Genomic DNA, 24,422 nt, shown 5'->3' on the forward strand with positions numbered 1-24,422 from the left:
ATGCAAACCGAGCCTTCAGGAGGTCCCCATGAGCATTGACGACGACGCCGTCGAAGTGCGCGCCCAGGGCTGGCGCACCCTCGCCGCACTGCACGGTGTGATCGAAGCAGGTCTGGAGCGCGCCCTCAGCGACGAGGTGAAGCTCTCCGTGGTCGAATACACCGTCCTCGACGCGCTGAGCCGGCAGGATGGCTGGCACATGCGCATGCAGCAGCTCGCTCGCGCCACCGCGCTGAGCGCCAGCGCCACCACACGCCTCGTCACCCGGCTGGAGGACCGCGGCCTGCTGACCCGGATCCTCTGTGCGGATGACCGCCGGGGCATCTACACCGAGCTCACGGCCGCGGGCCGCGAGCTGTATGAGAAGGCGAAGCCCGTCCATGACGAGGCGCTTGAACGCATCCTGAGCGACGCCGGCGAGCACCAGGAGCTGTCGGCCCTGGTCGCCGCGCTCCATGAGGTGTCCCGCGCGAGCGCCTGAGCGCCACCTCGTGACGGGGCCGGTTCGTGACGGGGCCGGTTCGCCCGCAGACCTGAGGGGGACCTAGGATTTCCCTGAAGGGATCCGCGAGGATCCCCGGGAAGCGGGCGGGGCTGCCGCGGCCGGGGTGTGACCTGGCGAAGCAGCCTCACCAGGAAAGGCTTTGGTGGGCGCACTCCTCAGCACGGGTCGCGGATTCTTCGCCACAGGGCCGGCCGGGAACCACGGAGTCGCCGCGGTTCGCGTGGCGCTCAGTGTGGCGATCCCCATGGTCACGCTTCTGATGATCGGCCATCCCGAATGGTCGATCTATGCCGTGTTCGGCGCCTTCACCAGCATGTACGGCCGGGGCGAACCTCATCTGTGGCGGGTGGTCCACCAGCTGGAGGCGTCCGCCCTGCTGGTCTCCGCCGTCCTGATCGGCACCGTGCTGGCTCATCTGCACGCCCCCACCCCCGTCCTGGTGCTGGTGGAGACGTGTTTTGCCGCGCTCGGATCGGTGGCCGCCGACGCTGCGAAACTCAACCCCGTGGGGCCGTTCTGGGCCCTGTTCGCCCTGGGCGCCTCCGCCTCCGTCACTCATCCGATGCCGCTGTGGGTGCCCTTCGTCGTGGGAGGCGCGTCCTCGGCGGTGAGCCTGGCCCTGAGCCTCGTGGTCTGGAGGCTGGCTCCCGACGCGGCCATCGGGGAGCGGCGCCTCCGTGTCTCCAGTCCCTGGCGCGACGGCGTCATCCTGCGGCAGGCGCTGCGGTACTTCGTGGCGGTCGGCGTCGCAGGTGTGGCGGGGATCGCGAGTGGCTGGGGTCATCCCTACTGGGCGATGGCCTCTGCCGCGATCCCGCTGGCCGCGGGAGCGCTGAGCGCCCGTCTGAAACGGGGCGTGCACCGGATCGTGGGAACGCTGGTGGGCATCGGACTCACGGCTCTGATCCTCTGGCCGCAACCGTCCACGATGATGCTGGTGCTGCTGATCCCGCTCCTGCAATTCCCGTCGGAGCTCTTCATGCGGCGGAACTACGGGCTCGCGCAGGCGTTCCTGACCCCGGTCGTGCTGCTGGTGACGCTGCTGTCCAACCCGGGCGATCCCGTGCCCGTGCTCACCGACCGTGCGGTGGAGACCCTGCTGGGCGCCGTCGTCGGCATGGCGGTGGCAGTGCTGCTGCGTGAACGGCGGCAGCCCGCTACCGACGACTGACGGTCACTGCTTACCGGGAGTCAGTGCTTGCCGGGTGAACTGGACGGCAGCAGCTTGAGCCCGCCCACCGCGGCGATGATCCCCGCGATGAAGAGGAGCTTCAGCGGACTGGCGCTCTCGGCCCCGGTCGCCATGGCGTAGCCGACGGTCAGTGCCGCGCCGACGCCGGTCCACACCGCATACGCGGTGCCCATGGGGATGTGTTTGGCGGCCCAGCCGAGGCCGATCATGCTCAGCACGAGGCCGATGGCGAAGACGATGGTCGGGCCGACCTCGGTGAAGCCATGGGACAGGCCGAGCGCGGTGGCCCAGACGGCTTCCATGAGGGCGCTGGCCAGCAGGACGATCCACGGCATTCAGCTCACCGCCTTCAGGCCGACAACGCTGCCGACCAGGAGCGCCAGCAGAGCGATCCGGGCAACGGTGGCCTTTTCCTGACGGGTGATCATGGCCCAGACGGCCGTAAGGCAGGCGCCGATTCCGACCCACACCGCATACGCCGTGCCGACGGGCAGCTCCCGCATGGCGTACGCGAGGCCGATCATGCTGGCGGCAGAGGTGATGACGAACAAGGCCGCCGGTTTCCATTTGCGGAATCCCTGGGACGCCGCGAGGGCCGAGGCCCACACCGCCTCCAGGACTCCGGAGATGATCAAAACGATCCATGCCATGACAAGGCTCTTTCTGAGTCAGTCTTGTCCTGTGCGGGTACTGCTCCCTCGTCCGCAGGCCGGTCAGGGCCTCGTTCTCCAGTCTAGCCACGGGCGGATTCGGGGCAAGCTGAGAAGGCGCCGGGAACTTTTCCGCCGGTGGCTCGTTGGACTTGGTAGCTTGGAACAACTCGCATTGAACGTCCAGGAGGGATGAGAGATGGCTGCCGGAGGCAACCCGATCTTCAACGGCAAGAACTTCCGTGGCGCGCTGCAGGCGCCGCCACCCCCGAACATGATGAACCCGTACGGCCAGCAGGCCCCCGGGCAGAACGGCTACGGCCAGACGGGCTACGCCCAGCCGGGTCAGCCGCAGTACGGCCAGCCCCAGTACGGTCAGCAGCAGCTCTCCGCCGAGCAGCTCCAGCAGATGTACTCGCAGCCCTCCGCGGGCCCTGCGCAGACCGGCCGGATGACCTTCGACGACGTGATCGTCAAGACCCTCCTGTGCCTCGGCGCCGTCCTGGTCGGCGCCGCGATCACCTGGTTCACCAGCCCCGGGCTGGCACTGGGCCTCATGATCCTGGGCGCGCTGGGCGGTTTCGCGCTCGCGATGGTCAACACGTTCAAGAAGGAGCCGGTCCCGGCCCTCATTCTGGCTTACGCCGGCTTTGAGGGTCTGTTCCTCGGCGGCATCACGAAGGTCCTGGAGATGCGCCTTCCCGGCATCGGCCTCCAGGCCGTGCTGGCGACGCTCGCCGTCTTCGGCGTGACGCTGCTGCTCTTCACCTCGGGCAAGGTCCGTGCGACCCCCAAGATGATGCGCTTCTTCCTGATCGCGATGATCGGCTACGCGGCGTTCAGCCTCATCAACTTCTTCCTCATGATCTTCGGCGTCGTGAAGGATCCGTGGGGCCTGCGTGGCATGACGATCGGCGGCATCCCGCTCGGCCTGATCATCGGCGTGGTGGCCGTGATCCTGGCGGCGTTCTCCCTGATCATGGACTTCACGAACATCGAGGCCGGCGTCCACAACGGCGCCCCCGCACGCTACTCCTGGACCGCCGCGTTCGGCTTGACGGTCACCCTGGTGTGGCTGTACGTGGAGCTGCTGCGTCTGATTGCCATCCTGAGAGGCAACGACTAGTTCTCTCCGCGGGTCCTCACCAGGACTCCGCTGACACACGACGACGGCGCCGCTCACCCGGAAGGGGAGCGGCGCCGTCGTCGTATGCCGGCACTGTCGTTGGCGGCTGTGCTGTTGGCGGCTGTGCGGGGGAGAGCGCCGCGCCGAGTCCGCTGCCGAGTCCGCTATGCAGGGCGTGAGTCCGCTGCATCGTGTAGCGGACTCGCACCACGGACAGCGGACTCAGCGGGCAGGGTTGCGGGTGTCAGGCGAGGCGGCGTGCGCCCTCCGCCGGCGTCACCGTGAAGAGCCGTGGTTCGCCGAAACCTGAGGAGGCGAAGGCATCGAGCACCGCCTGGCGCACCTCGTCTTCGAGGCCCCGGGGCGTGAGGGCGATGGCCGAGCCGCCGAAGCCGCCGCCGGTCATGCGGGCGCCGATCGCGCCGGCCGTCCGGGCCGACTCCACGGCCACGTCCAGTTCCGGGCAGGAGATCTCGAAGTCATCGCGCATCGAGACGTGGCTGGCGTCGAGCAGCGGACCGATGGCCTTGGCGCCCTCGGCCCGGAGAACCGCGACCGTCTCGAGCACCCGCGCGTCCTCCGTGACCACGTGGCGGACCCTGCGGAACGTCAGATCGTCCAGGAGCTCCTCGGCGCGGGGCAGGTCCTCCAGGCCGAGATCGCGCAGCGCGGGCACCCCGAGGGCCACCGCGCCCGCTTCGCAGGAGGCGCGGCGGCTGGCGTACCCGCCGTCGCTGTGGGAATGCGCCACGCGGGTGTCGATGACGAGCATGACCAGGTCATCGGCTTCGGCGTCGAAGGGGATGAGCTCGGCGTGCTGGTCGCGGCAGTCCAGGAACACGGCGTGGCCGCGCTCGCCGCGCAGGGAGGCCGACTGATCCAGGATTCCGGTGGGTGCGCCGACGAAATCGTTCTCGCCGCGCTGGGTCAGCAGCACCAGATCCTGAGCACTCAGTGACGCGCCGGACAGCTCGGCGAGTGCGGTGATGGTGGCGCATTCGATCGCGTGGGAGGAGGACAGCCCGGAGCCGAGCGGGACCGTGGAGTCCAGGTACAGCTCGAAGCCCGGAACGGCCACACCGGACTGTTCCAGGGCCCACGCCACGCCGAGCGGATAGCTCGCCCAGCGGTAGTCGCCTCCGGGTGTGAGGTGGTCGAGGTCGAACTCGAGCACGTCGGCCGCGCCATGTGTTCCGGTGCCCCGTGTTCCCGAGCCCTGTGATCCCGTGCCCTGGGCCGAGAGCAGACGGACCGTACGGGATTCCGGCAGGGCGCGCACGGCCACCCGGGCCTTGAGGTCGATCGCGAAGGGGAGGACGAACCCGTCGTTGTAGTCGGTGTGCTCGCCGATGAGGTTGACCCGTCCGGGCGCCATCCACACGCCGTCCGCGTCGTGGCCGAAGGCGTCATGGAAGGCCGCGAGGATGTCCTGCTGGCCGGATTCCTGGCGGCTGGTGGCCTCGGTGTGCTGCGAGGTCATGAACGGGCTCCTTCAGGAGAGACGGAGGGGACGAGGGCGGGGGAAGCGGCTGCAGCGCGGTACGGCGAGACGGAGTCGCGCAGCCGCGCGGCGACCGATTCCGGCGTGACGTCGTTGATGAACGCCCCCATGGCGGCCTCGGAACCCGCGAGGTACTTCAGCTTGTCGGCGGCGCGGCGCGGCGAGGTCAGCTGCAGGTGGAAGCCCATGGCCTCACGGTACCCGCGCAGCAGCGGCGCCTGATGCCAGGCGGCGATGTACGGGGTGGGGGAGTCGTACAGGCCGTCCACCCGTCCGAGAAGGTCCAGGTACAGCGTGGTGAGCTCGTCCTTCTCCGCTCCGGTGAGGGCGGCGAAGTCCGGGACGTGACGGTGCGGAGCCAGATGCAGTTCCAGCGGCCACCGGGCGGCGAACGGCACATAGGCGCTGAAGTGCTCGCCTTCCAGGACCATGCGGGCGCCGTCGCCGCGCTCGCGGCGGACCACGCCTTCCAACAGCGTCTCGCCGTCGGGTCGGCCGGAGCGGTACTCGACGGCGGTCCGGGCCATGGCCTCGGCGCGGGGCGTCACGTAGGGGTAGGCGTAGATCTGGCCGTGGGGGTGATGCAGGGTGACGCCGATGTCCGCGCCGCGGTTCTCGAACGGGAACACCTGACGCACGCCGCTGAGGGCCGAGAGCTCCCGCGTGCGGTGGGACCAGGCCTCCACGACCGTGCGGGCCCGCTCCCAGGGCAGCTCGGCGAAGGAGCCGCTGTGCTCCGGGGTGAACGTGACGACTTCGCACCGTCCGCTGGCCGGCGCGAGCGTGCCCCAGCCGGGACTCGACGGGATGTCGCCCACGACCGGCCCGAGCGAGGGGAAGCGGTTTTCGAACGCCACCACCTCGTAGTCCTCCGCGGGGATCTCGGTCGCGCGCTCGGGGGTGCTGGGGCAGATAGGGCATTCGTGGGCCGGGGGCAGATGGGTGCGGGTCTGCCGGTGCGCGGCGACGGCCACCCATTCGCCACTCAGGGCGTCATAGCGGACTTCGCCGGACCCTTCCGGGCCGAGGTCCCGCGGGGGAAGGTCACGGGTGTCCGGGACGTCCGCGGTGCGGCCCGGAGCGGCGTCGAAATAGATGATCTCGCGGCCGTCGGCCAGGTGTGAACGTGTCACCGATGTCATGGCTGCCCTCGCTTCCATCGCCCGCTCTGTGGGGCTCTGATCAGACTCTAGCAAAGAACGAATAATTTCTAACAAAAAGGAACATTAATGATCGCGTCACCTGTCTGGGAGTCGTTGGAGCCCGCGACCCGTGCCGGTACGGTGTTGCCATGCCTGAATCTTCCAGCAGCCCTGCCGTCCGCTGCGCGAGCGGCGCCCAGTACCGCCTTGAGCGAGGGGCGGCCGTCGCCGTCGTGACGGAGCTTGCCGCGGCGCTCCGCAGCCACTCCGTGGACGGAGTGCTCCTCACCGAGACCTTCGGCGACCACCAGATCCCGCCCGGCGCCTCCGGCATCACGCTGGCGCCATGGGCCAACCGGGTGGAGGACGGGAAGTGGACGCTGAACGGTGCGACCCAGCAGCTCGACATCACCGAGGTCTCCCGCAACAACGCAAGCCACGGACTTCTCCGCAATGCCGCCTACGCGTGCGTCGAGCAGAGCGGGACGCGTGTGGTCCTCGAAGCCAAGGTCTTCCCGCAGCACGGCTACCCGTTCCTCGTCCGGCACCGCGTCGCCTACGAACTCGAGGAGAGCGGCGCACTGCGCGTCACGCAGACGCTCCTCAACGACGGCGACGCCGCGGCTCCCGTCGTCCTGGGCGCTCACCCGTACCTCCGGCTGGGTGAGCTTCCGGCCGAGGATCTGACCCTCACCGTCCGCGCGGACCGGTGGCTGGAGACCGACGAGCGCCTCATCCCGCGGGCCGAGCGCCCGGTGAGCGGCGGCACCGACCTGCGGGCCGGCGTCGTGCTCGCGGAGCTGGACACGGACACCGCCTACACCGGGCTGGAACGTGACGAGCAGGGGCGCGCACGGACCACGCTCAGCGGCGCCGATGGCCGGTCCGTCGCGCTGTGGCAGGACGACCGGTGCGGCTACGTGCACATCTACGCCACGGGAGGTTTCGACGGGCGGACGAAGGCGCTCGCCGTCGAACCGATGACCGGCCCGGCCAACGCCTTCAACTCCGGCGACGGTCTGCACTGGGTCCAGCCCGGCGCGGAGTTCAGCATGAGCTGGGGGATCGAAACCTCCTGGTGACAGGTCCCCGGAGGCGCCGGCCGAGGGAGGCCGGATGGGGAAGCGTCCCCATCGCGGTTCCGGGGCGCGATCCCTAGGATGGTCACAACGGCCGCAGCGGCCGTTCACGAATGGGGGACACCGATGGGTGGAGGGTTCTACGGCGCCGACGTGGCGCAGCTTCGCGCGCTGGCCAAGGCGATGTCCTCGGCCTCCCAGAAGCTGCAGCTCTCCGCCCAGCAGCTCGGATCCGAGGTGAACGCCGCCGCCCACACGGGCCCCGATGCCGCGCGGTTCCGGCAGCAGTGGCAGAGCGATCACCTGCCCCTGCTGCAGCGGACGATCGTCGCGCTCAAGGCCTCGGGGCAGCTTCTGCAGGTGCAGGCGGACGAGCAGGAGACCGCGAGCACCTCGTCCGGTGGAACCGGAGGCGGGGGCAAGCCCGGCTATGACGCCACGGCCGCGCAGGAACTCCAGGACCGTCTGAAGGGGATGACCCCCGCTGAGCGCGAGACCTACCTGAACAGCGACGAGTTCAAGCGCTGGGCCCTGGAACACCCCGAGGAGGCCAAGCGTGTCCTGGACGCCGCCGCGGATTCCGGGCTGATCGAGAAGAAGGCGCCCGGGTACGCGAATTTCCTGAGCTCGTATTGGAACCAGCAGGCCATGCGGGAGATGGGCATCGACCCGGTCAAGTGGGACCCCTCCAAGGGCACGGCCTACAACTGGGACATCATCAAGAAGGTCTACGAGTATTACGGCAAGGCGTTCCTGTCCGACCCACGCCTTCAATGGGCCGGTATGGCGAACATGATCGGACCGTCCTTCGCCGGCGGCTTCCAGGACATGGCCATGATGCGGTCGGTCGCCCAGGAACTCCTCAAGAACATCCCCGCAGGCTTCCCCTCGGAAGAGCTCCAGTCCCTCCGCACGGTCGCGGCGCTGAGCGATGCCGAGGTGAAGGCCTACGAGACCCAGATGCTCTCCATGAACAAGGAGATCTTCCTGGACCAGGCCCGGCAGCATCAGGCGTTCATGACGGGAGGGCTCGACGAGATGCATCGCCTCAGGGACGCCGGCGTCATCGACCCGAGAACCTCTCAGGCGTGGGACCAGATCGCGTCCGGCGATCCTGCACAGCTGAAGCTCGGCAATGGGTATCTCCTGTACCGGGAACAGAATGAGATCATCGCCGACGACTACGACACCATGAGAAGCCGAGCCACCGGACCGGCCGTGACGTGGCTGATCACGCTGGCGGGCGAACCGTCCATTCCGGGTGCCAAGAGCTACCCCGAGGTGTTCCCGTACAAGGTTCACATCGAGAGCCCGGGTCCCCACAACATCCCCTTCACCCCGCTGGACAATCCGCTCCAGGGATCGGTCGATCTCACCACCGGGTTGCCGGACGGGAACATCTCCGTCCGGGAGGACCGCTGGAATCTCATCAGCAAGGACACCCTTCCCGCCTATCAGGAACTGCTGGCCACGAACCCGGAGAAGGCACGCGAGATCATCGCCTCGGACTTCGACCAGCGGACGCAGGATGCGCGTCCCACCCACAACATCCCTCAGATCGCCGAACGGATCGCGAAGGGCTTTGTCCATCTGCCGGAGTTCAGCCAATGACTTCCTCGGCCAGGGCTCGTCCGCGGCCTCGTCGACTCGGTGCAGGTGGAGCGGCGCTGGCTTCCGCTGCGGCGCTCTGTCTCACCTTCGTTCTGACGGCCTGCGGAGTCGCGATCGACACCCCCGGCCATGACCACACCTCATCCACGCAAGGAGCACCGGTGACCGGAAATTCGACCCTGGATCAGGCGGGGATCGCCAAGATCAAGGCAGATCGCGCCGCGACATTCGACCTTTCTTCGGGGCGGCTCAGCCGCAGCGCTGCCGGGCTGGCCGAGGGAATGCAGTCGCCGATGGTGGATCTGGCAGGCAAGGGCATGATGCGTCTGACCATCAAGGCGCCCCGCGGCACCATCGAGGCCCAGACTGATGTTCTGAGAGCGTTGATCTTCGAGGGGCAGTCGGATGTCGACACGCTGACATACTTCCTGACCGCCGAAACGAAAGAGGACTTCCTGAAGCTGGCGCGGTCGGGGACGGCTTACGGGATCGACGGCGGGGCCATCGACACGTGGGCGAAGTCGGTGGGGGACGCGCCCACGGGACGGCACTATTTCGTTCTTCCGGCCGGAGAATCGACCGGCTTGCGCGTCGTCTACGACCTGCGGTTCGACGCCGACAAGAAGGTCCAGGTCATCATCGTCACGGTCAACCCGCTCACCTGACATGGCCGGCCCGCGACCGGCCGGACGGCTCCGTCCGCCCGCCATGCGAACCTGATTTCCATATAGGGGGCGGCTGCGCCACGATTGATGCATGTCAGGTGTAGCCAAGAACGGTCAGTCAGTGGTGCCCCGTCCGACGCGTGGCAGAGAACTCGATGAGGACATCCCGTACGGCATCCGGATCGCCGCGGCCTGGTCCTGGCGCGTGGGGGTCATCCTCCTCGCCACGGGCGCGCTCATCTGGCTGCTCTCGAAGGTCAGCTTCCTGATCATCCCGCTCCTCCTCGCGGCGCTCCTCACCGCTCTGCTGAACCCGGTGGTCGGCTGGCTGAGCAGGCACAAGATCCATCGCGGTCTCTCCGTCGCCCTCACGCTCCTCGGCCTGATCGCGGTCATCACCGTCACCCTGATCTTCGTCGGCCGTCAGGCCACCGTGGGCTTCAAGGAGCTGTGGGGTCAGGCGCTCGAAGGTCTGAAGCAGATTCAGGGCTGGCTCCAGGACGGACCGCTGCACCTCACGGCCGACCAGCTGGACGGCTACATCCGCAACGTGGTGGATGCCGTGCAGAACCAGAGCAGCACCATCCTGACGGGTGCGCTGAGCGTGGGCAGTGGGGCCGGGCACATCGCGGCCGGGCTGCTGCTGACCCTCTTCATCCTGATCTTCTTCCTCCTCGAGGGCCGCCAGATCTGGGGATTCATCACCCGTCTGGCCCCGAAGAAGGCCCGCCCGGCCATCTACGGCGCCGGCAGCAAGGCCTGGATCTCGGTCGGCAACTACGTCCGGATCCAGGTGTTCGTGGCCGCCGTCGACGCGATCGGCATCGGCGTCGGCGCCGCCGTGATCGGCGTGCCCCTGGCCCTGCCCCTCGGCCTGGCGGTCTTCCTCGGCTCGTTCATCCCCGTGGTGGGCGCCCTCGTCACCGGCGCGGTGGCCGTGCTCCTGGCCCTCGTGGCCAACGGCCTGGTGAACGCCATCATCATGCTCGCGATCGTCCTGGCCGTGCAGCAGCTGGAGAGCCATGTGCTGCAGCCGCTCGTCATGGGCAAGGCCGTCTCGCTGCACCCGGTGGGGGTCATCCTGGCCGTCGCCGCGGGCTCCTTCCTCGCAGGCATCCCGGGCGCCCTGTTCGCCGTGCCGATCCTGGCCGCGCTGAACACCGCCATCCGCTACATCGCCGGACGCGGCTGGGACGACGACCCCGCCGTCGACGCCCTGGACGGCACGACGACGCCGGCCACCTCCGATGAGGAGATCGACGCCGCGGCGGGGGAGACGCCGTCGTCGTCCGCTGAAGAGCGCACTGAACTTCCGGCCCCCGTGAGCGGGCCGGGGACGCCAGAGAAACCGAACAATTCCAAGGAGGCGGCCAGTGATGACCACTGAGGCCCTACCCGTCACGCTCCAGGACGTAGTCCGCGCACAGGAATTGCTCGACGGCGTCATTACCGTCACGCCCATCGAGAAGTCCCGGGCGCTGTCCCGGATGGTGGGTGGCGACGTGGTCTTCAAGTGCGAGAACCTGCAGCGCGCGGGCTCGTTCAAGGTCCGTGGCGCCTACGTGCGCATGGCCCGCCTGAGCCCGGAGGAGAAGGCCCGCGGCGTCGTTGCGGCGTCGGCCGGCAACCACGCTCAGGGCGTCGCTTCCGCGGCCAAGGCCCTCGGGATCAAGGCCCGCATCTACATGCCGCTCGGCGTGGCGCTGCCGAAGCTGGCGGCGACGCGTGGGCACGGCGCCGAGGTCATCCTGCACGGTCACAACGTGGATGAGGCCCTGGCCGAGGCGCAGCGTTACGCGGAAGCCTCCGGGGCGGTGTTCGTGCACCCGTTCGACAATGTGGACGTCGTGGCGGGCCAGGGGACGATCGGCCTCGAGATCCTCGACCAGGTGCCCGACGTGGACACGATCATCATGGGCGTGGGCGGCGGTGGACTGCTGGCCGGCGTCTCCGTGGCCATCAAGGAGCGCGCCCGTGAACTGGGCCGCGAGATCCGGGTGATCGGGGTGCAGGCGGAGAACGCCGCCGCGTACCCGCCGTCGCTCGCCGCTGACGCGCTCGTGCCGCTGAAGAAGGTCTCCACGATGGCCGACGGCATCGCCGTGGGCCGCCCCGGGCAGCTGCCGTTCAGCATCATCCGCGAACTCGTGGACGACGTGGTCACGGTCAGCGAGGACGCCCTCGCCCGTGCGCTCATCTTCCTGCTGGAACGCGCCAAGATGGTGGTGGAACCGGCCGGCGCCGTGGGTGTCGCGGCACTCATGGAAGGCCGGATCGAGAATCCGGGCAAGGTGGCCGTCATCCTGTCCGGCGGCAACATCGACCCGATGCTCATGCTCAAGGTGATCCAGCGCGGTCTGTACGCGGCGGGCCGCTTCCTGACGGTGCGGATCCTTCTCGACGACCGTCCCGGCTCCCTGGCGACCATCTCCCGCATCATCGCCGAGCACGACGCCAACGTCACCGGCGTGGATCACACCCGCGTGGGCGGTTCCATCAGCATGGGCGACGTCTCGATCACGGTGGACCTCGAGACGAAGGGTCACGAGCACTCCGAGGTGGTGCTCAACGCGCTGCGGGCCGAGGGCTTCCAGCCGATCGTGGTGCATTTCTAGGCCAGGCTCTCATAGATCTACTGCTCCATACGATGCCGTTTTTCCTCAAAATCGGGGCGGAATGGCATCGTATGGAGCAGTCGATGTTTAAGGGGTGCTCGACGGCGGGTGGCTGTGCGTCTAGGCTCGGGGCATGTCGGGGGAACATACTGCTGCGGGCGCCAGGCGCTGGCTGATCCTGGTCCTGGTCGTGCCGTTGCTGGCCGGCTGCACACCGTATGCCGCGCCTCCGGACAAGTCGTCCATGCCGTGGTGGACGGCCGAGCCGACGCCGACGCTTCCCCTCCCGGTACCGGTGGTTCCTTCGCCGGATCAGCCGCCGCCGGAACCTCCGATGCTGCCCCCTCCGCCGACCTCCGGCCCGTTGATCATGGACACGTCCAAGGTGACCCAGTACGTGGTGCTCAAGGTCGACCGGATGACGCAGACGTCGTGGACGGTCCAGATCAGGGACATGCTCAAGGGGAGAGGCATGTATACCGTGCAGTGCCGCGGCAAGGGCGAGATCATGCTCAGTTTGCATCCCACGGTCGGAAATGACTTTGGCACTAGTGGATCCTGTGCAGGCTCACGGAGCGTGTCCATGGTCAGCTTCGACACCCCGGCCCCACCCGACGGCACCATGGATGTGACCGTCACGGCGCCGCGCGGGGCCCAGTGGGCACTCCTGGTGACGCAGCCCACGAGGATCTGACCGCCGTCGTCGTCCCCATCAGCGCGAGGGAACAGTTGAGGCCCCCACCCACGCCGGGTAGGGGCCTCAACTGTTCCCTCGCGAAGAAGAGAGAGGAGATCAGCCGGTGAACGGCTTGGCGGAGATGATCTCGACCGAGATCTCCTTGCCGTTCGGCGCGGTGTAGGAGAGGGTGTCGCCCTCCTTGTGGCCGATGATGGCCGAGCCCAGGGGCGACTTCTCACTGAAGACGTCCAGGTCCGAGCTGCCCGCGATCTCGCGGGAGCCGAGGAGGAACTTCTCCTCATCGCCGGCGATCTTCGCGACCACCAGCATGCCGGGCTCGACGACGCCGTCGTCGGCGGGTGCCGCGCCCACCTGGGCGTCGCGGAGCAGGACGGTCAGCTGGCGGATGCGGGCCTCGATCTTGCCCTGCTCCTCCTTGGCGGCGTGGTAGCCGCCGTTCTCCTTCAGATCGCCTTCCTGGCGAGCGGCCTCGATCTTCTGAACGATCTCGGCTCGGCCCGGTCCGGACAGGTGCTCCAGCTCAGCCTTGAGACGGTCGTAGGCTTCCTGGGTCAGCCACGCGGCGGATGCGCTATTGGTGCTGGACACGTGAGAACTCCTCTTGATCAACTGCCACAAAGAACCCCGCTGACTGGCCGCTGGATGACGGGCAAACCAGGTCAACGGGGCAAAGGTATTCGCCTAGTGTAGGCAAAGCGGTGGACAAACCAAAGTCAACGGCGGCAGGCGCCGGAATGGTCAGCGTTTCAGCCAGCAGCTGTCGACGACGCCGGACACCGCGAGCGATTCGGTGCGGACCGTCACCCGGCGCTGCGTGGTCTGGCCGTTCTCCGCGCCGAAGTCCGCCGCATTGGGCGGGACGTCGACGTACTTCCAGCCGACGACGGCGTAGTGGTCATCCAGCGCCTTGATCGCGCACACGGCGGCGCTGTCCCGGTCCTTGGACACCTGGAAGTCGACCTCGGCGAAGGAGGGGTCATTGGCGCTGAAGCTCACGGTCTTGAAGTCCACCGTGCTGACGGAGTTCCGGATCGCCAGGAACCCGGCCGCGCCCACGGCGAGCACCAGGGCCGCCACGAGGATCAGCAGCTTGGTACGCCGCGTGACCGACCGCTTCTGGCGGCCGTAGCGATTGGATAGGCTGGACTCCATCGGCGTTGGGCTCTGGCTCGGCGTCACCACACCAGTCTAGTTCCTCGTCACCCGCGCGCTGTCCGCCGTCGGTGCCGGGCCGTTTCACAGGAGGCCGCCATGAGCGCCGCTGCCCCCGCCACCCCGGAGCGGGTCTTCGACGACGGGGAGACCCTCCGCGTCCTGTTCGTCCACGCCCACCCGGACGACGAGTCGAGCAAGGGCGCCGCCACGATGGCCAAATACGTGGACGAAGGAGCCGAGGTCCTGGTGGCCACGTGCACCGACGGTTCCCGCGGCGACATCCAGAACCCGCACGTGGTGGACGAGGCCCACCCGAAGCGGGACATGGCCGGCGCCCGCCGCCTCGAAATGGACAACGCCGCGCGGATCCTCGGCGTGCAGCAGACCTGGCTCGGCTTCGTGGACTCCGGCCTTCCCGAGGGGGAGCCGCTGCCGGCCCTTCCGGACGGCTGTTTCGCGCTGCAGCCGCTCGACGTCGCGGCCACCCCTCTCGTGAGCCTCATCCGGTCGTTCCGCCCGCACGTCGTGGTGGCCTACGACGAGAACGGCGGCTACCCCCACCCGGACCACATCATGTCCCACAAGGTGGCCGTGGAGGCCTACCACGCCGCCGGCGACCCGGAGCGTTATCCGGGCACCGGTGCCGCCTGGCAGCCCTCGAAGCTCTATTACGACTGCGGTCTCGGCCTGGAGCGCATGCGTGCGTTGCGGGACGCCGCCCGGGCCGAGGGCCTCAACATCCAGGGCCTCGAGTGGATCGACGGCTGGCTTGAGTCCAAGGCCGAGCCGCTGCACATTCCCACCACCCGGATCGACGCCGGCGCCTGGTTTGAGCGGCGCGATGCGGCCCTCAAGGCACACCGCACCCAGATCGACCCGGACGGCTTCTTCTTCGCGTTCCCCGAGGAGCTGCAGCGGCGCGTCTGGCCGTACGAGGAGTTCGCTCTGATCGATTCGAAGGTCGGGGACACCGTGCCCGAGACGGATCTGTTCGCCGGCCTCCGCTGACGGCGGGGTGGCCGAGGGGTGCCGCGCCGGGCCATTCGGCCGAGCGGCCCCGACCGCATCCGACCGGGGCCCGGCCCGGTCTCCGGGCAGTTCTATCCGGCGTAGAATTGGGGGAGTCCCCCAGAACCTGAAGGTGTGAAGCGTGTACCAGCAGCTTGTGCAACTTGCCAACGACCCGAGCCCCAGCCCCCTCCCGGGCCTGAAGCCGGGCCTGACGCAGGACATGGTCACCCCGGGCCTGCTGGGCTTCCTCGCCACGGCGTTCATCGTGATCATCATGGCGTTCTTGATCGTCGACATGGTCCGCCGCATCCGCCGGGTCCGTTACCGCGGCGAACTCGCCGAGGCTGCGGAGCAGGACGGTACTCAGCTGGAGGGTGCTGGGCAGGACGGCGTGCAGCCGGACCACGGCTCTCCGACCGTGACCGACGACGGCGAGAACGGCCCGCGCGAGGCCCGCTGAGCCCGGTGCTCCACTAAGCCCGGTGATCCACTGAGCCGCGCGCCCCTGAAGCGCGGAGACGCGCCGGGGCGCCCCGGCGTCGTCGCGCGTCTCTAAGGTCAGTCCGTGAGGGTCAGTCCGAGGACGGCGCGCGGCTTCCCAGGCGCTGCGCCACGTTGGCGCTGAGGTGTTCCAGGGAGTCCTTGAGCGTCTGGAATTCCTCCGTGTCGAGGGCCATGGCGTCCGCGATCGCATCCGGCACCGTGACCGCCTTGTCCCGGAGGTGCTGCCCGGCATTCGTGAGGTTCACCTGGACGCTCCGCTGGTCCTCCGGGACCTTCTCGCGGATGACCAGTCCCGTCGCTTCGAGCCTCTTGATGAGCGGGGTGACGGTGCCGTAGTCCAGGCCCAGTTTCTCGCCCAGCTCACCCATGGTCTGGGGCGCCTTCTCCCAGAGCGCGAGCATCGCCACGTACTGGGGGTACGTGAGCCCGAGGGTGTCGAGGATCGGGCGGTAGGCCGCCGTCACGAGGCGCTGTGCGGTGTAGAGGGAGAAGCACAGCTGGTCGCCTAGATCGAGGCCGTGTTGAGGTGTCGCCATACGTCCACGGTACAACTTGCGCGCAAGTTTTTTCGATAGATACCTTGCGCGCAAGGTGAAACTCGGATAGGTTCCTTGCGTGCAAGGTAATTTGCGCACCATTGATCAAGGAGTGAACGCCATGTCCCAGCCGATCCTGGAAACCGCCGCCGCCGAGTTCGCGGCCGCCACCGCTGAGCCTCCGTACCTCTTCGACCTCGGCCCCGTGGAAGGGCGCAAGGCTGTCCTTGACGTGCAGTCCGGTGAGGGCGTCGAGAAGCCGGCCATCGATGAGGAATGGGTGGAGATCGGCGGCGACCGGCCGCTGTCCGCTCGCATCGTCCGCCCCGCAGGGGCTACCGGGACCCTGCCGGTCGTGCTGTACACGCACGGCGCCGGCTGGGTGTTCGGCAATGCGGCGACGCATGACCGTCTGGTCCGTGAGCTCGCCGTGGGAGTGGGCGCCGCCGTCGTCTTCCCGGAGTACGATCTGTCGCCCGAGGCGCGCTACCCGCACGCGATCGAGCAGAACTTCGCCACGGCGCGCTGGATCGTGGAGCACGGTGCGGAGAAGGGGCTGGACGGTTCGCGTCTCGCGATCTCCGGCGACTCCGTGGGCGGCAACATGGCGACCGTCCTGACCCTGATGGCCAAGGAGCGGGGCGGGGTCGAGTTCAAGCAGCAGGTGCTGTTCTATCCGGTGACCGACGCGTCGTTCGACACCGAGTCCTACCGCCAGTTCGCCGAGGGGTACTTCCTGCGGCGCGACGCCATGCAGTGGTTCTGGGATCAGTACACCACCGACGAGGCCGAGCGGAACCAGATCACTGCTTCCCCGCTGCGGGCCACCACGGAGGAACTTGCCGGGCTCCCGCCTGCGCTCGTGATCACCGCTGAAGCCGACGTCCTGCGTGACGAGGGCGAGGCCTACGCGGCCAAGCTGCGCGAAGCCGGCGTCCCGGTCACCCAGATCAGGGTGGGCGGCGTCATCCATGACTTCGTGATGCTGGACGCTCTGCGCAATACCCACGGTGCGCGCGCGGCCATGGAGCTGGCGATCAGCACGTTGAAGTCGGCGCTGGTCTGAGTCTGACTGCTCCCGCTCGATCGACTGCCCGGCCTGATCGACTGCTCCATAGGGTGCTGAAATCCCTCGATATGAGGGGCGAAATGACATCCTGTGGAGCAGTCGATGTTCGGGTGGAGCGGGGCCGGTGTGGTGGAGATTCCTCGCCGCGCCGGCTCCGCGGTTTACGATGAGCCGCATGACAAGCCGCGCCCCGAAGCCGACGTCCGCGCGCGAGCCCGCCCCGCGGAAGCCGAGCCTGGGGTCGGTGGTGTGGGGGACACTGCTCACGATCGGCCTCACGGCGGCCCTCACCTTTGCCGTGACGTTCGACCCGCCGAGCCGGAAGAACACCTATATCGACCCTGAGACGAGTGCCCAGGTGGCGCTGGTCGCCGGGGTCATTGCGCTCGCCGCGCTGCTCATCAGCCTGCTCGCCGTGCAGATCGCCTCGATCGAGGGCTCCCGGGTCGGCGAGGTCTGTGTGATCACGGTGTCGGTCTTCGTGGTCGGGATCGGGGTGTACCGGGCGACCGTCGGGACCGGCGACAGCCGCGGCTTCACGGCGTCCGATCTGAGCTGGTGGCTGACGATAGAGGCCGTGATCGTGCTCCTGATGCTCGGGCTGGTCATCCGATGCGACCGACGACGCCGGTCGGGGACTCCCGTGGCGAAGCGCCGTCGGTGATCCCCTCCATCCCCTATCGACTGCTCCATACGATGCCGAAATCTCCAGAATCGAGGGGAAAACGACATCCTATGGAGCAGTCGATCGGGGTGGGGTCGGGGGGTGGGGGTGGGGGCAGTCGTGAGTGCGGCCCGTTCGTGACGCCCCCGTCGCCAGGGCCGGCCGCGCCGGGCTACGGTGACTGCATGGCCAATCACCTCGCAGGACAGAGCAGCCTCTACCTCCGTCAGCACGCCGAGCAGCCCGTGGACTGGCACGTCTTCGGCCCGGAGGCTTTCGCAGAGGCCGCCGCACGGGACGTCCCGGTGTTCCTCTCCGTGGGGTATGCGGCCTGCCATTGGTGCCACGTGATGGCCCACGAATCCTTCGATGACCCTGCGGTGGCCGCATACCTGAACGCGCACCTCGTCCCGGTGAAAGTGGACCGTGAGGAGCGTCCCGACGTCGACGCCGTCTACATGAGCGCCACGCAGGCCATGACAGGGCAGGGCGGCTGGCCCATGAGCGTCTTCCTGCTCCCGGACGGCCGCGCCTTCCACGCCGGCACCTATTTCCCGCCCCGGCCCGCCCGCGGCATGCCCGCCTTCAGCCAGGTTCTCGCCGCCGTCGCCGAAGCGTGGACGGAGCGCCGCGACGCCGTCGAGCAGCAGGCCTCCCGCCTCGCCCAGGGTTTGAGCGAGTTCGCCTCGCCGGTTCACCTCACGGCCGCTCCGGCCGACGACGGCGGCGCGGCGGACCGGCTCGCCGCCGCCGTCGTGCGCTTGGGGGAGCTGGAGTCGCCGGAAGGAGGATTCGGCAAGGCGCCGAAGTTCCCGCCGGGTCCGCTGCTGCCGTTCCTCCTCGACCACGCCGCGAGCGGGCTGCCGCGAGCCGAAGAGGCCGGGGGACTGGCGGCCCGGACGCTCGCCGCCATGGCCCGGTCCGCTCTGCGGGACCAGCTCGACGGCGGCTTCTGCCGGTATTCCGTGACGGGGGACTGGTCGGTGCCCCACTTCGAGAAGATGCTCTACGACAATGCGCTGCTCCTGCGCGCCTACGCCCGCTACGTCCGGCTGCTGCGCTCGCCCGAGGGAGCCGCCTCACGCGAAGCCGGGGAGGCCGTGTTCCCTGAAGCGGAAGCCGCAGCCGTGGTCGAGGCCCTGGCCGGCTTCCTGCTCACCCCCGCGGACCAGGGCGGACTGGCCTCCGGGACGAGTGCCGCGTTCCTCTCCGCCCTCGACGCCGACTCCGAGCCGTCCCCGGAACAACTGGACCGCGCCGGGCTGACCCACGTCGGGCTGCATGAGCGTGAAGGGGCGTTCGCGCTCTGGACCCCGGCCGAGCTGCTCGAACTCCTCGGCGAGGACGGCCTGCACCTGGCCCGCCTGCTGCACGTCGCCGAGCGGGGGAGCGTCTCCGCGCTCGGCTCGCCGCTGCACCCGGGTAGCGCCCTCGACGACGACGCTCGCTCACTCCTCGACCGCGCGCGCCCGGTGCTCCTCGCCGCCCGGGCCACGCGTCCGCGTCCGGCGGTGGATGACAAGGTGGTCGCCTCCTGGAACGCCATGACGATCACCGCCCTCGCCGAGGCCGGCCGGGTCCTCGGGCGGCCCGAATGGGTGGAGCGGGCCGGGGCCGCCGCCCGGTATCTGCGCGAGGTGCACTGGAACCCTGGGACGCAGTCGCTGGCGAGGGTGTCCCACGAGGGACGTCCGGGGCCGGTGGCGGGCCTGCTCGAGGACTACGTGCACACCCTGGAAGCCGCGCTCGCGCTGTACCAGGGGACGGGCGATGCCACCTGGTACGCGTGGGCCCGCGAGCTCTCCGACGCGGTGGAATCCGGCTTGCTCCGCGACGGCCAGGTGCTGAACGAGGACCTCCGGCAGAGCTCCACAGACCTCGAGCCCTTGCGGGCGGCCTACGGCGGAAGCTCGGCGGTCGACCTCTTCGACGGCGCGACACCGGCGCCGGTGTCGGCGCTGGCCGGGGCGTGGCAGACGCTTGCGGCCCTCACCGGCGACCCGGCACTGCGGGACCGGGCGCTCGGACTGGCCCGGACGGCGTCCGACGCGGCGTCCGGTCAGCCGCGGGTGGCCGGAGCGGCGCTCGCCGTCGAGCTGGCCGGGCTGCTCGGAGTTCTGGAGGTCGCCGTCGTCGGAGAGACCGGGCCGGAGCGGGACGGCCTGCTCGACGCCGTGTTCGGCAGTGCCCGGCCAGGGGTCGTCATCGCGATCGGTGAGGGCTCCGGCCGGGTGCCACTGCTCGAGGGCCGGACTCCCGGACCGGACGGAACGCCGAGGGCGTACGTGTGCCGCGAGATGGTGTGCCACGCCCCCGTGGACTCACCAGAGGAGCTGAGGGCCGGGCTGCGCTGACTGGGTCCTGCGCTAAGCGCGCCTCTGCTCAAACGAACACCAGGTTCGCCAGCACGAGGCATACCGCGGTGCCCGCCGCCATGCTGAGGATCGCGTTGCGCCGCCACCAATGGGTCAGGGCCGTGACCACGATGCCGGCCATCTCCGGGATGCCGTGGCCTGAACCGCCGAAGTCCACGCCGCTCACCGCGTAGAAGAGCAGGATCAGGATGGCGCCCAGCGGCATCCACACGCGGAGGTCGGCCAGGAGCGGTGAGTCCTTGAGCGCACCCTTCAAGGCGAAGGGGATGGCGCGCAGCGCGAAGGTCACGGCGGCGGCCGCGCCGACGGCGAGCAGCAGGTACGGGACGTCAGTCATCGGTGCCTCCCGCGAGGGCCGAGGGGCCGCCCTCATCGCCGTGCCCGCGTTTGCCGGCCCAGCGGGACTCTCGCCAGTGCCGCAGGAGCAGTCCGGCGAACAGCAGGCAGAGGGCCACCAGGAGCATCTGACCGGGGGCGAGCAGCAGCGCCAGGACCGCCGACCCCGCGGACAGGGCCACGAGCGCCACGTCGGGCCGGGCCCGGAAAGCGTCGATCGTCAGCACGACGAACAACGCGACCATCAGGAAGCCCAGGCCCTTGATGCTGCCCAGGAAGCCGGAACCGAGCAGCGCGCCCAGGACCGAGCCGGAGACCCAGGAGACCTGCAGCAACAGCTGGGTCCAGAGGATCTGCGAAGAACTCGCGCGTTCCCCTCTGCGGCCGGACAGGAGCGCGAAAGCCTCATCGCACAGTGCGAAGATGCTGTACGTCTTCGCGAGCCGGCCTCGCACCCGGTCGAGGGGGAACGAGAAGCCGTAGAAGAGGTGCCGTGAGTTCACCAGGAAGGTGGTCACCGCGATGCTCAGCACCGGGGTGGCCGATGCCAGCAGCCCCACCAGAATGAACTCGACCGACCCCGCGAACACCACCCCCGACAGCAGCGGCGCCACCCACCAGGGCAGCCCGTGGTTCGTGACCAGGACGCCGAGGCCCATGCCGAGCGGAACGAAACCCAGGCAGACCATCCCGGCCTCGGACAGCGCCGCGCGCAGCCCTGCGAACCGGGCGGGTGGTGGGCTTGCGGGTCCGGGTTTCTGCTGGGGCACCCCACCATCCTAGGGAACGCATCGGTGACCTGCGGACGCGTGGCCAGTCGGACTGCGCCGGGACAGCGCAAACGCACGACGACGGCGGCCGGGGTGGCCGCCGTCGTCGTGCGTCAGGGGGTGCTTCAGCGAGTTTCGCGCACCTCAGCCGCGAGGCGTCGGCCGGTTGGCGATCACGGGAGCGGCGCCCGTGAACCCCTTCCTGGCCTCGGCGATGGCGCGGATCCGGTCACGGCAGACGAACCAGCCGACCACCATCAGACCGCAGGCCACCACCGTGGCGAGGAGGGTCCACGGGGAGTCGATGAACACCATGATGAGCACCAGCGCGAGGAACACCAGGGTCACGTAGCCCGTGTACGGGGCGCCCGGCATGCGGAACGACGGCCTCTCCAGCCAGCCCGTGGCAGCCCAGCGCTGCAGCTGGATCTGACACAGGATGATCGTGGCCCAGGAGGCGAGGATGCCCACGGAGGCGACGTTGAGGACGATCTCGAAGGCCTCGCCCGGCACCAGGTAGTTCAGCGGGACGCCCAGGAGGGAGACCACGGCGGTGATGGCGATGCCGCCGTACGGCACACCCGCCTTGTTCATCCGCAATGCGAACTTGGGCGCGGAGCCGGCCGCCGCCATGGAGCGCAGGATGCGGCCGGTGGAGTACAGGCCGGCGTTCAACGAGGACAGAGCCGCGGTCAAGACCACGAGGTTCATGATCGAATCCATGCCCTGCACGCCGATGGAGCCGAAGAACGTCACGAAGGGGCTGACACCCTTCTGGTACGCCGTGTACGGCAGGAGGAGCGAGAGCAGGATGACGGAGCCCACGTAGAACACCGCGATGCGGAACACCACGGAGTTGATGGCCTTCGGCATGATCTTCTGCGGGTTCTCGGTCTCGCCGGCCGCGGTGCCCACCAGCTCCACGGAGGCGTAGGCGAACACCACACCCTGCATGAGCAGGATCATCGGCATCATGCCGTTCGGGAAGATGCCGCCGTTGTCCGTGATGAGGGAGAACCCGGTGGGGGCGCCCGTCGGGGTGCCGAAGATGACCAGCCAGATGCCCACCAGGAGGAAGGACACCAGGGCGACGACCTTGATGAGCGCGAACCAGAACTCCAGCTCGCCGAACACCTTCACCGAGACGAGGTTCAGGGAGAGCACGACCACAAGGGCGATCAGAGCCCAGGCCCACTGCGGGACGGCGGCGATCCACGGCACGTACTTGCCGAAGAAGTTCATGTAGAGGGCCGCGGCCGTGGTGTCCACGATGGTGGTCATGGCCCAGTTGATCCAGTAGAACCAGCCGGAGACGAACGCGGCCTTCTCACCGAAGAACTCACGGGCGTAGGAGACGAACGAGCCGGAGGACGGGCGGTGCAGCACCAGCTCGCCCAAGGCGCGGAGGATGAGGAAGACGAAGGCGCCGCAGATCGCGTACGCGAAGACGAGGGACGGGCCCGCCGCGGCCAGGCGCCCACCGGCGCCCATGAAGAGTCCGGTTCCGATGGCGCCGCCGATGGCGATCATCTGGACCTGACGGTTCTTGAGGCCCTTGTGGTAGCCGGCGTCCTCGGCGTGCAGGACGTGGTCGGTCGAGTGGGCGTGCCCGCCGTCCTCCAGGTGGTCAGGGACCGCCTGTGGACTCGGGGAGCTTCCGGAGGAGGACATCATGGGTCCTTTCGGTGAGTGGTGGGGAGATCAGTATTCACGAGGTGCGTTTCGCCGGGGTTTCTTCGAGTTTGCACGCAACGCACCCCCGGGGGAGGGTGTCAAGAGGACAGATTCGCGAGGCGTTCCGGGCGGAGGAGCTCCTCCAGCCGTTCGGCCGAGAGCAGGCCGCGCTCCAGGACGAGTTCGGCCACGCCGCGCCCGCTGGCGAGTGCTTCCTGAGCGATCGAGGTGGCAGCCGCGTAGCCCAGCTGGGGGTTGAGCGCGGTCACCAGGCCGATCGAGTGCTCCACGGTGGAGCGCAGATGTGCCGTGTTGGCGGTGATGCCCTGAACGCAGCGTGCCGTCAGGGTCCGGCAGGCCGCTTCGAGGTGCGTGATGCTCTTGTGGAGGCTGTGCACGATCACCGGTTCGAAGGCGTTGAGCTGCAACTGGCCCGCCTCCGCGGCCATGGTCACGGTGACGTCGTTGCCGATCACCTCGTAGGCCACCTGGCTGACGACCTCCGGGATCACCGGGTTGATCTTGCCAGGCATGATGGACGAGCCGGACTGGACGGCCGGCAGGTTGATCTCACCGAAACCGGCGCGCGGACCGCTGGAGAGTAGCCGCAGGTCGTTGCAGATCTTGGAGAGCTTGACGGCCACGCGCTTGAGGACGCCGGACAGGTGCACGAAGGCGCCCATGTCCGAGGTGGCCTCGATGAGGTCCGGCGCCGTCACGAGCGGCAGGCCGGTGGCCTCGGCGACGTGGCGGCAGGCGGACTCGGCATACCCGCTGGGAGCGTTGAGCCCGGTGCCGATCGCGGTGGCGCCGAGGTTGATCTCATACATGAGCCGCGCGGATTCGCGCAGGCGCTCGCGGTCCTCGCCGATGGTGACGGCGAAGCTGCCGAACTCCTGGCCGAGCGTCATGGGCACGGCGTCCTGCAGCTGGGTGCGGCCCATCTTGACCACGGTGCGGAACTCCGCGGACTTGACCCGGAAGGCCTCCTGGAGTTCCTCGAGCGCGCTCAGCAGACCCTCGATGCCGCGTGCCGTCGCGATGCGCACCGCGGTGGGGTACACGTCGTTGGTGGACTGGCAGAGGTTCACGTCATCGTTGGGGTGCAGGTGGGCGTAGTCGCCGCGGGGGAAACCGAGGATCTCGAGCCCGCGGTTCGCGATCACCTCATTGGCGTTCATGTTCGACGACGTCCCGGCGCCGCCCTGGATCACGTCCACCACGAACTGGTCGTCCAGCTGACCCGCCATGATGTCCAGGCAGGCCGCTTCGATCGCCGCACCCTTCTCGGCGTCGAGCAGGCCGAGTTCACGGTTGGCGCGGGAGGCGGCGAGCTTCACAGCGGCCAGGCCGTGGATCAGGTGGGGGTTGCTGGAGAGGCGCTGCCCCGTGATGGGGAAGTTCTCCACGGCACGCAGGGTGTGCACGCCCCAGTAGGCGTTCTGGGGGACGTTGCGGTTGCCGAGAAGATCGTGTTCGCTGCGGAATCCGTCGGCGACCGCTTCGTCGGCGATGGGGGTGGGGGCGATGGTCATGGCATTC

General features: G+C 68.8%; 25 protein-coding genes and 1 riboswitch. Of the genes, 14 read left to right on the plus strand and 11 right to left on the minus strand.

All coding sequences use genetic code 11. The features are described from left to right. Nucleotides 1-28: 28 nt before the first annotated feature. Both QFZ52_RS03045 and QFZ52_RS03050 read left to right on the plus strand, forming a co-directional pair. On the plus strand, nt 29-481 hold the full coding sequence (locus QFZ52_RS03045; RefSeq protein WP_307496169.1) for a MarR family winged helix-turn-helix transcriptional regulator: 453 nt from the start codon (nt 29-31) through the stop codon (nt 479-481). 166 nt (nt 482-647) lie between these two features. Beyond that, nucleotides 648-1,676 carry an FUSC family protein gene (locus QFZ52_RS03050; RefSeq protein ID WP_307496170.1) on the plus strand — a complete coding sequence of 343 codons (1,029 nt, stop codon included), beginning with the start codon at nt 648-650 and terminating at the stop codon, nt 1,674-1,676. A 20-nt stretch (nt 1,677-1,696) separates the two neighbouring features. Here QFZ52_RS03050 and QFZ52_RS03055 read toward each other — a convergent pair whose 3' ends face one another. Continuing rightward, nucleotides 1,697-2,032, minus strand: a complete 336-nt coding sequence (locus tag QFZ52_RS03055) for a DMT family transporter (protein WP_307496173.1) — start codon at nt 2,030-2,032, stop codon at nt 1,697-1,699. Further along, nucleotides 2,033-2,347 carry a DMT family transporter gene (locus QFZ52_RS03060; protein ID WP_066214514.1) on the minus strand — a complete coding sequence of 105 codons (315 nt, stop codon included), beginning with the start codon at nt 2,345-2,347 and terminating at the stop codon, nt 2,033-2,035. Nucleotides 2,348-2,359: 12 nt separating this feature from the next. Further along, nucleotides 2,360-2,423, minus strand: a riboswitch (guanidine-III (ykkC-III) riboswitch). A 123-nt stretch (nt 2,424-2,546) separates the two neighbouring features. On the opposite strand from QFZ52_RS03060, the gene QFZ52_RS03065 reads away from it, so the two are divergent. Continuing rightward, nucleotides 2,547-3,473, plus strand: coding sequence for a Bax inhibitor-1/YccA family protein (locus QFZ52_RS03065; protein WP_287902168.1), 927 nt, complete (start codon nt 2,547-2,549; stop codon nt 3,471-3,473). 244 nt (nt 3,474-3,717) lie between these two features. Here QFZ52_RS03065 and galK read toward each other — a convergent pair whose 3' ends face one another. Next, nucleotides 3,718-4,953: a galactokinase gene (galK, locus tag QFZ52_RS03070; RefSeq protein WP_307496174.1), complete on the minus strand. Its 1,236-nt coding sequence runs from the start codon at nt 4,951-4,953 to the stop codon at nt 3,718-3,720. Continuing rightward, nucleotides 4,950-6,116: a galactose-1-phosphate uridylyltransferase gene (galT, locus tag QFZ52_RS03075; protein ID WP_307496175.1), complete on the minus strand. Its 1,167-nt coding sequence runs from the start codon at nt 6,114-6,116 to the stop codon at nt 4,950-4,952. Before galT ends, galK begins: the two co-directional genes overlap by 4 nt. Before the next feature lie 149 nt (nt 6,117-6,265). Between galT and QFZ52_RS03080 the strand changes: the two genes are divergently transcribed. From QFZ52_RS03080 to QFZ52_RS03105, 6 genes are all read left to right on the plus strand, one after another. Continuing rightward, entirely contained in the window at nt 6,266-7,198 is a 933-nt protein-coding gene (locus tag QFZ52_RS03080; RefSeq protein WP_307496176.1) for an aldose 1-epimerase family protein, read from the plus strand. Nucleotides 7,199-7,276: 78 nt separating this feature from the next. After that, nucleotides 7,277-8,806: a WXG100 family type VII secretion target gene (locus QFZ52_RS03085; RefSeq protein ID WP_307496177.1), complete on the plus strand. Its 1,530-nt coding sequence runs from the start codon at nt 7,277-7,279 to the stop codon at nt 8,804-8,806. Then, nucleotides 8,803-9,471, plus strand: coding sequence for a hypothetical protein (locus QFZ52_RS03090; RefSeq protein ID WP_307496178.1), 669 nt, complete (start codon nt 8,803-8,805; stop codon nt 9,469-9,471). The genes QFZ52_RS03085 and QFZ52_RS03090 overlap by 4 nt, the downstream gene beginning before the upstream one ends. Nucleotides 9,472-9,562: 91 nt before the next feature. After that, a complete protein-coding gene (locus tag QFZ52_RS03095) occupies nt 9,563-10,858 on the plus strand; it encodes an AI-2E family transporter (RefSeq protein WP_307496179.1) in 1,296 nt (431 codons plus the stop codon). Beyond that, nucleotides 10,848-12,086: a threonine ammonia-lyase gene (gene ilvA, locus QFZ52_RS03100; protein ID WP_370959946.1), complete on the plus strand. Its 1,239-nt coding sequence runs from the start codon at nt 10,848-10,850 to the stop codon at nt 12,084-12,086. The genes QFZ52_RS03095 and ilvA overlap by 11 nt, the downstream gene beginning before the upstream one ends. A 133-nt stretch (nt 12,087-12,219) precedes the next feature. Then, entirely contained in the window at nt 12,220-12,780 is a 561-nt protein-coding gene (locus QFZ52_RS03105) for a hypothetical protein (protein ID WP_307496181.1), read from the plus strand. A 99-nt stretch (nt 12,781-12,879) separates the two neighbouring features. Here the strand turns inward: QFZ52_RS03105 and greA are convergent, their stop codons facing one another. Both greA and QFZ52_RS03115 read right to left on the minus strand, forming a co-directional pair. Continuing rightward, entirely contained in the window at nt 12,880-13,374 is a 495-nt protein-coding gene (gene greA, locus QFZ52_RS03110) for a transcription elongation factor GreA (protein WP_307496183.1), read from the minus strand. 150 nt (nt 13,375-13,524) lie between these two features. Beyond that, nucleotides 13,525-13,965, minus strand: coding sequence for a DUF4307 domain-containing protein (locus QFZ52_RS03115; protein ID WP_307496184.1), 441 nt, complete (start codon nt 13,963-13,965; stop codon nt 13,525-13,527). A 72-nt stretch (nt 13,966-14,037) separates the two neighbouring features. On the opposite strand from QFZ52_RS03115, the gene mca reads away from it, so the two are divergent. Continuing rightward, the gene (gene mca / locus QFZ52_RS03120; RefSeq protein ID WP_307496185.1) at nt 14,038-14,949 is read left to right on the plus strand and encodes a mycothiol conjugate amidase Mca; all 912 of its coding nucleotides are present in this window, start codon (nt 14,038-14,040) and stop codon (nt 14,947-14,949) included. A gap of 142 nt (nt 14,950-15,091) precedes the next feature. After that, entirely contained in the window at nt 15,092-15,412 is a 321-nt protein-coding gene (locus tag QFZ52_RS03125; RefSeq protein ID WP_307496186.1) for a hypothetical protein, read from the plus strand. Nucleotides 15,413-15,524: 112 nt separating this feature from the next. Here the strand turns inward: QFZ52_RS03125 and QFZ52_RS03130 are convergent, their stop codons facing one another. Next, nucleotides 15,525-15,992, minus strand: a complete 468-nt coding sequence (locus QFZ52_RS03130; RefSeq protein WP_307496187.1) for a MarR family winged helix-turn-helix transcriptional regulator — start codon at nt 15,990-15,992, stop codon at nt 15,525-15,527. Between the two features lie 121 nt (nt 15,993-16,113). Between QFZ52_RS03130 and QFZ52_RS03135 the strand changes: the two genes are divergently transcribed. The 3 genes from QFZ52_RS03135 (at nt 16,114) to QFZ52_RS03145 (ending at nt 20,079) form a co-directional block, all read left to right on the plus strand. Beyond that, nucleotides 16,114-17,058: an alpha/beta hydrolase gene (locus QFZ52_RS03135; RefSeq protein WP_307496188.1), complete on the plus strand. Its 945-nt coding sequence runs from the start codon at nt 16,114-16,116 to the stop codon at nt 17,056-17,058. A gap of 178 nt (nt 17,059-17,236) precedes the next feature. Further along, nucleotides 17,237-17,725, plus strand: a complete 489-nt coding sequence (locus QFZ52_RS03140) for a hypothetical protein (RefSeq protein WP_307496189.1) — start codon at nt 17,237-17,239, stop codon at nt 17,723-17,725. A 185-nt stretch (nt 17,726-17,910) separates the two neighbouring features. Next, nucleotides 17,911-20,079, plus strand: coding sequence for a thioredoxin domain-containing protein (locus QFZ52_RS03145; protein WP_307496190.1), 2,169 nt, complete (start codon nt 17,911-17,913; stop codon nt 20,077-20,079). Between the two features lie 28 nt (nt 20,080-20,107). On the opposite strand, the gene QFZ52_RS03150 is transcribed toward QFZ52_RS03145, so the two are convergent. From QFZ52_RS03150 to QFZ52_RS03165, 4 genes are all read right to left on the minus strand, one after another. Continuing rightward, nucleotides 20,108-20,437: a branched-chain amino acid transporter permease gene (locus QFZ52_RS03150; protein WP_307496191.1), complete on the minus strand. Its 330-nt coding sequence runs from the start codon at nt 20,435-20,437 to the stop codon at nt 20,108-20,110. Next, on the minus strand, nt 20,430-21,206 hold the full coding sequence (locus QFZ52_RS03155) for an AzlC family ABC transporter permease (RefSeq protein ID WP_307496192.1): 777 nt from the start codon (nt 21,204-21,206) through the stop codon (nt 20,430-20,432). Before QFZ52_RS03155 ends, QFZ52_RS03150 begins: the two co-directional genes overlap by 8 nt. A 144-nt stretch (nt 21,207-21,350) precedes the next feature. Beyond that, a complete protein-coding gene (locus tag QFZ52_RS03160) occupies nt 21,351-22,880 on the minus strand; it encodes an amino acid permease (RefSeq protein ID WP_307496193.1) in 1,530 nt (509 codons plus the stop codon). Nucleotides 22,881-22,978: 98 nt separating this feature from the next. After that, on the minus strand, nt 22,979-24,415 hold the full coding sequence (locus QFZ52_RS03165) for an aspartate ammonia-lyase (RefSeq protein WP_307496194.1): 1,437 nt from the start codon (nt 24,413-24,415) through the stop codon (nt 22,979-22,981). Nucleotides 24,416-24,422: the final 7 nt, after the last annotated feature.

Origin of the sequence: Arthrobacter woluwensis, assembly GCF_030816155.1 — a bacterium.
Classification (GTDB): Bacteria; Actinomycetota; Actinomycetes; order Actinomycetales; family Micrococcaceae; genus Arthrobacter_E; species Arthrobacter_E woluwensis_A.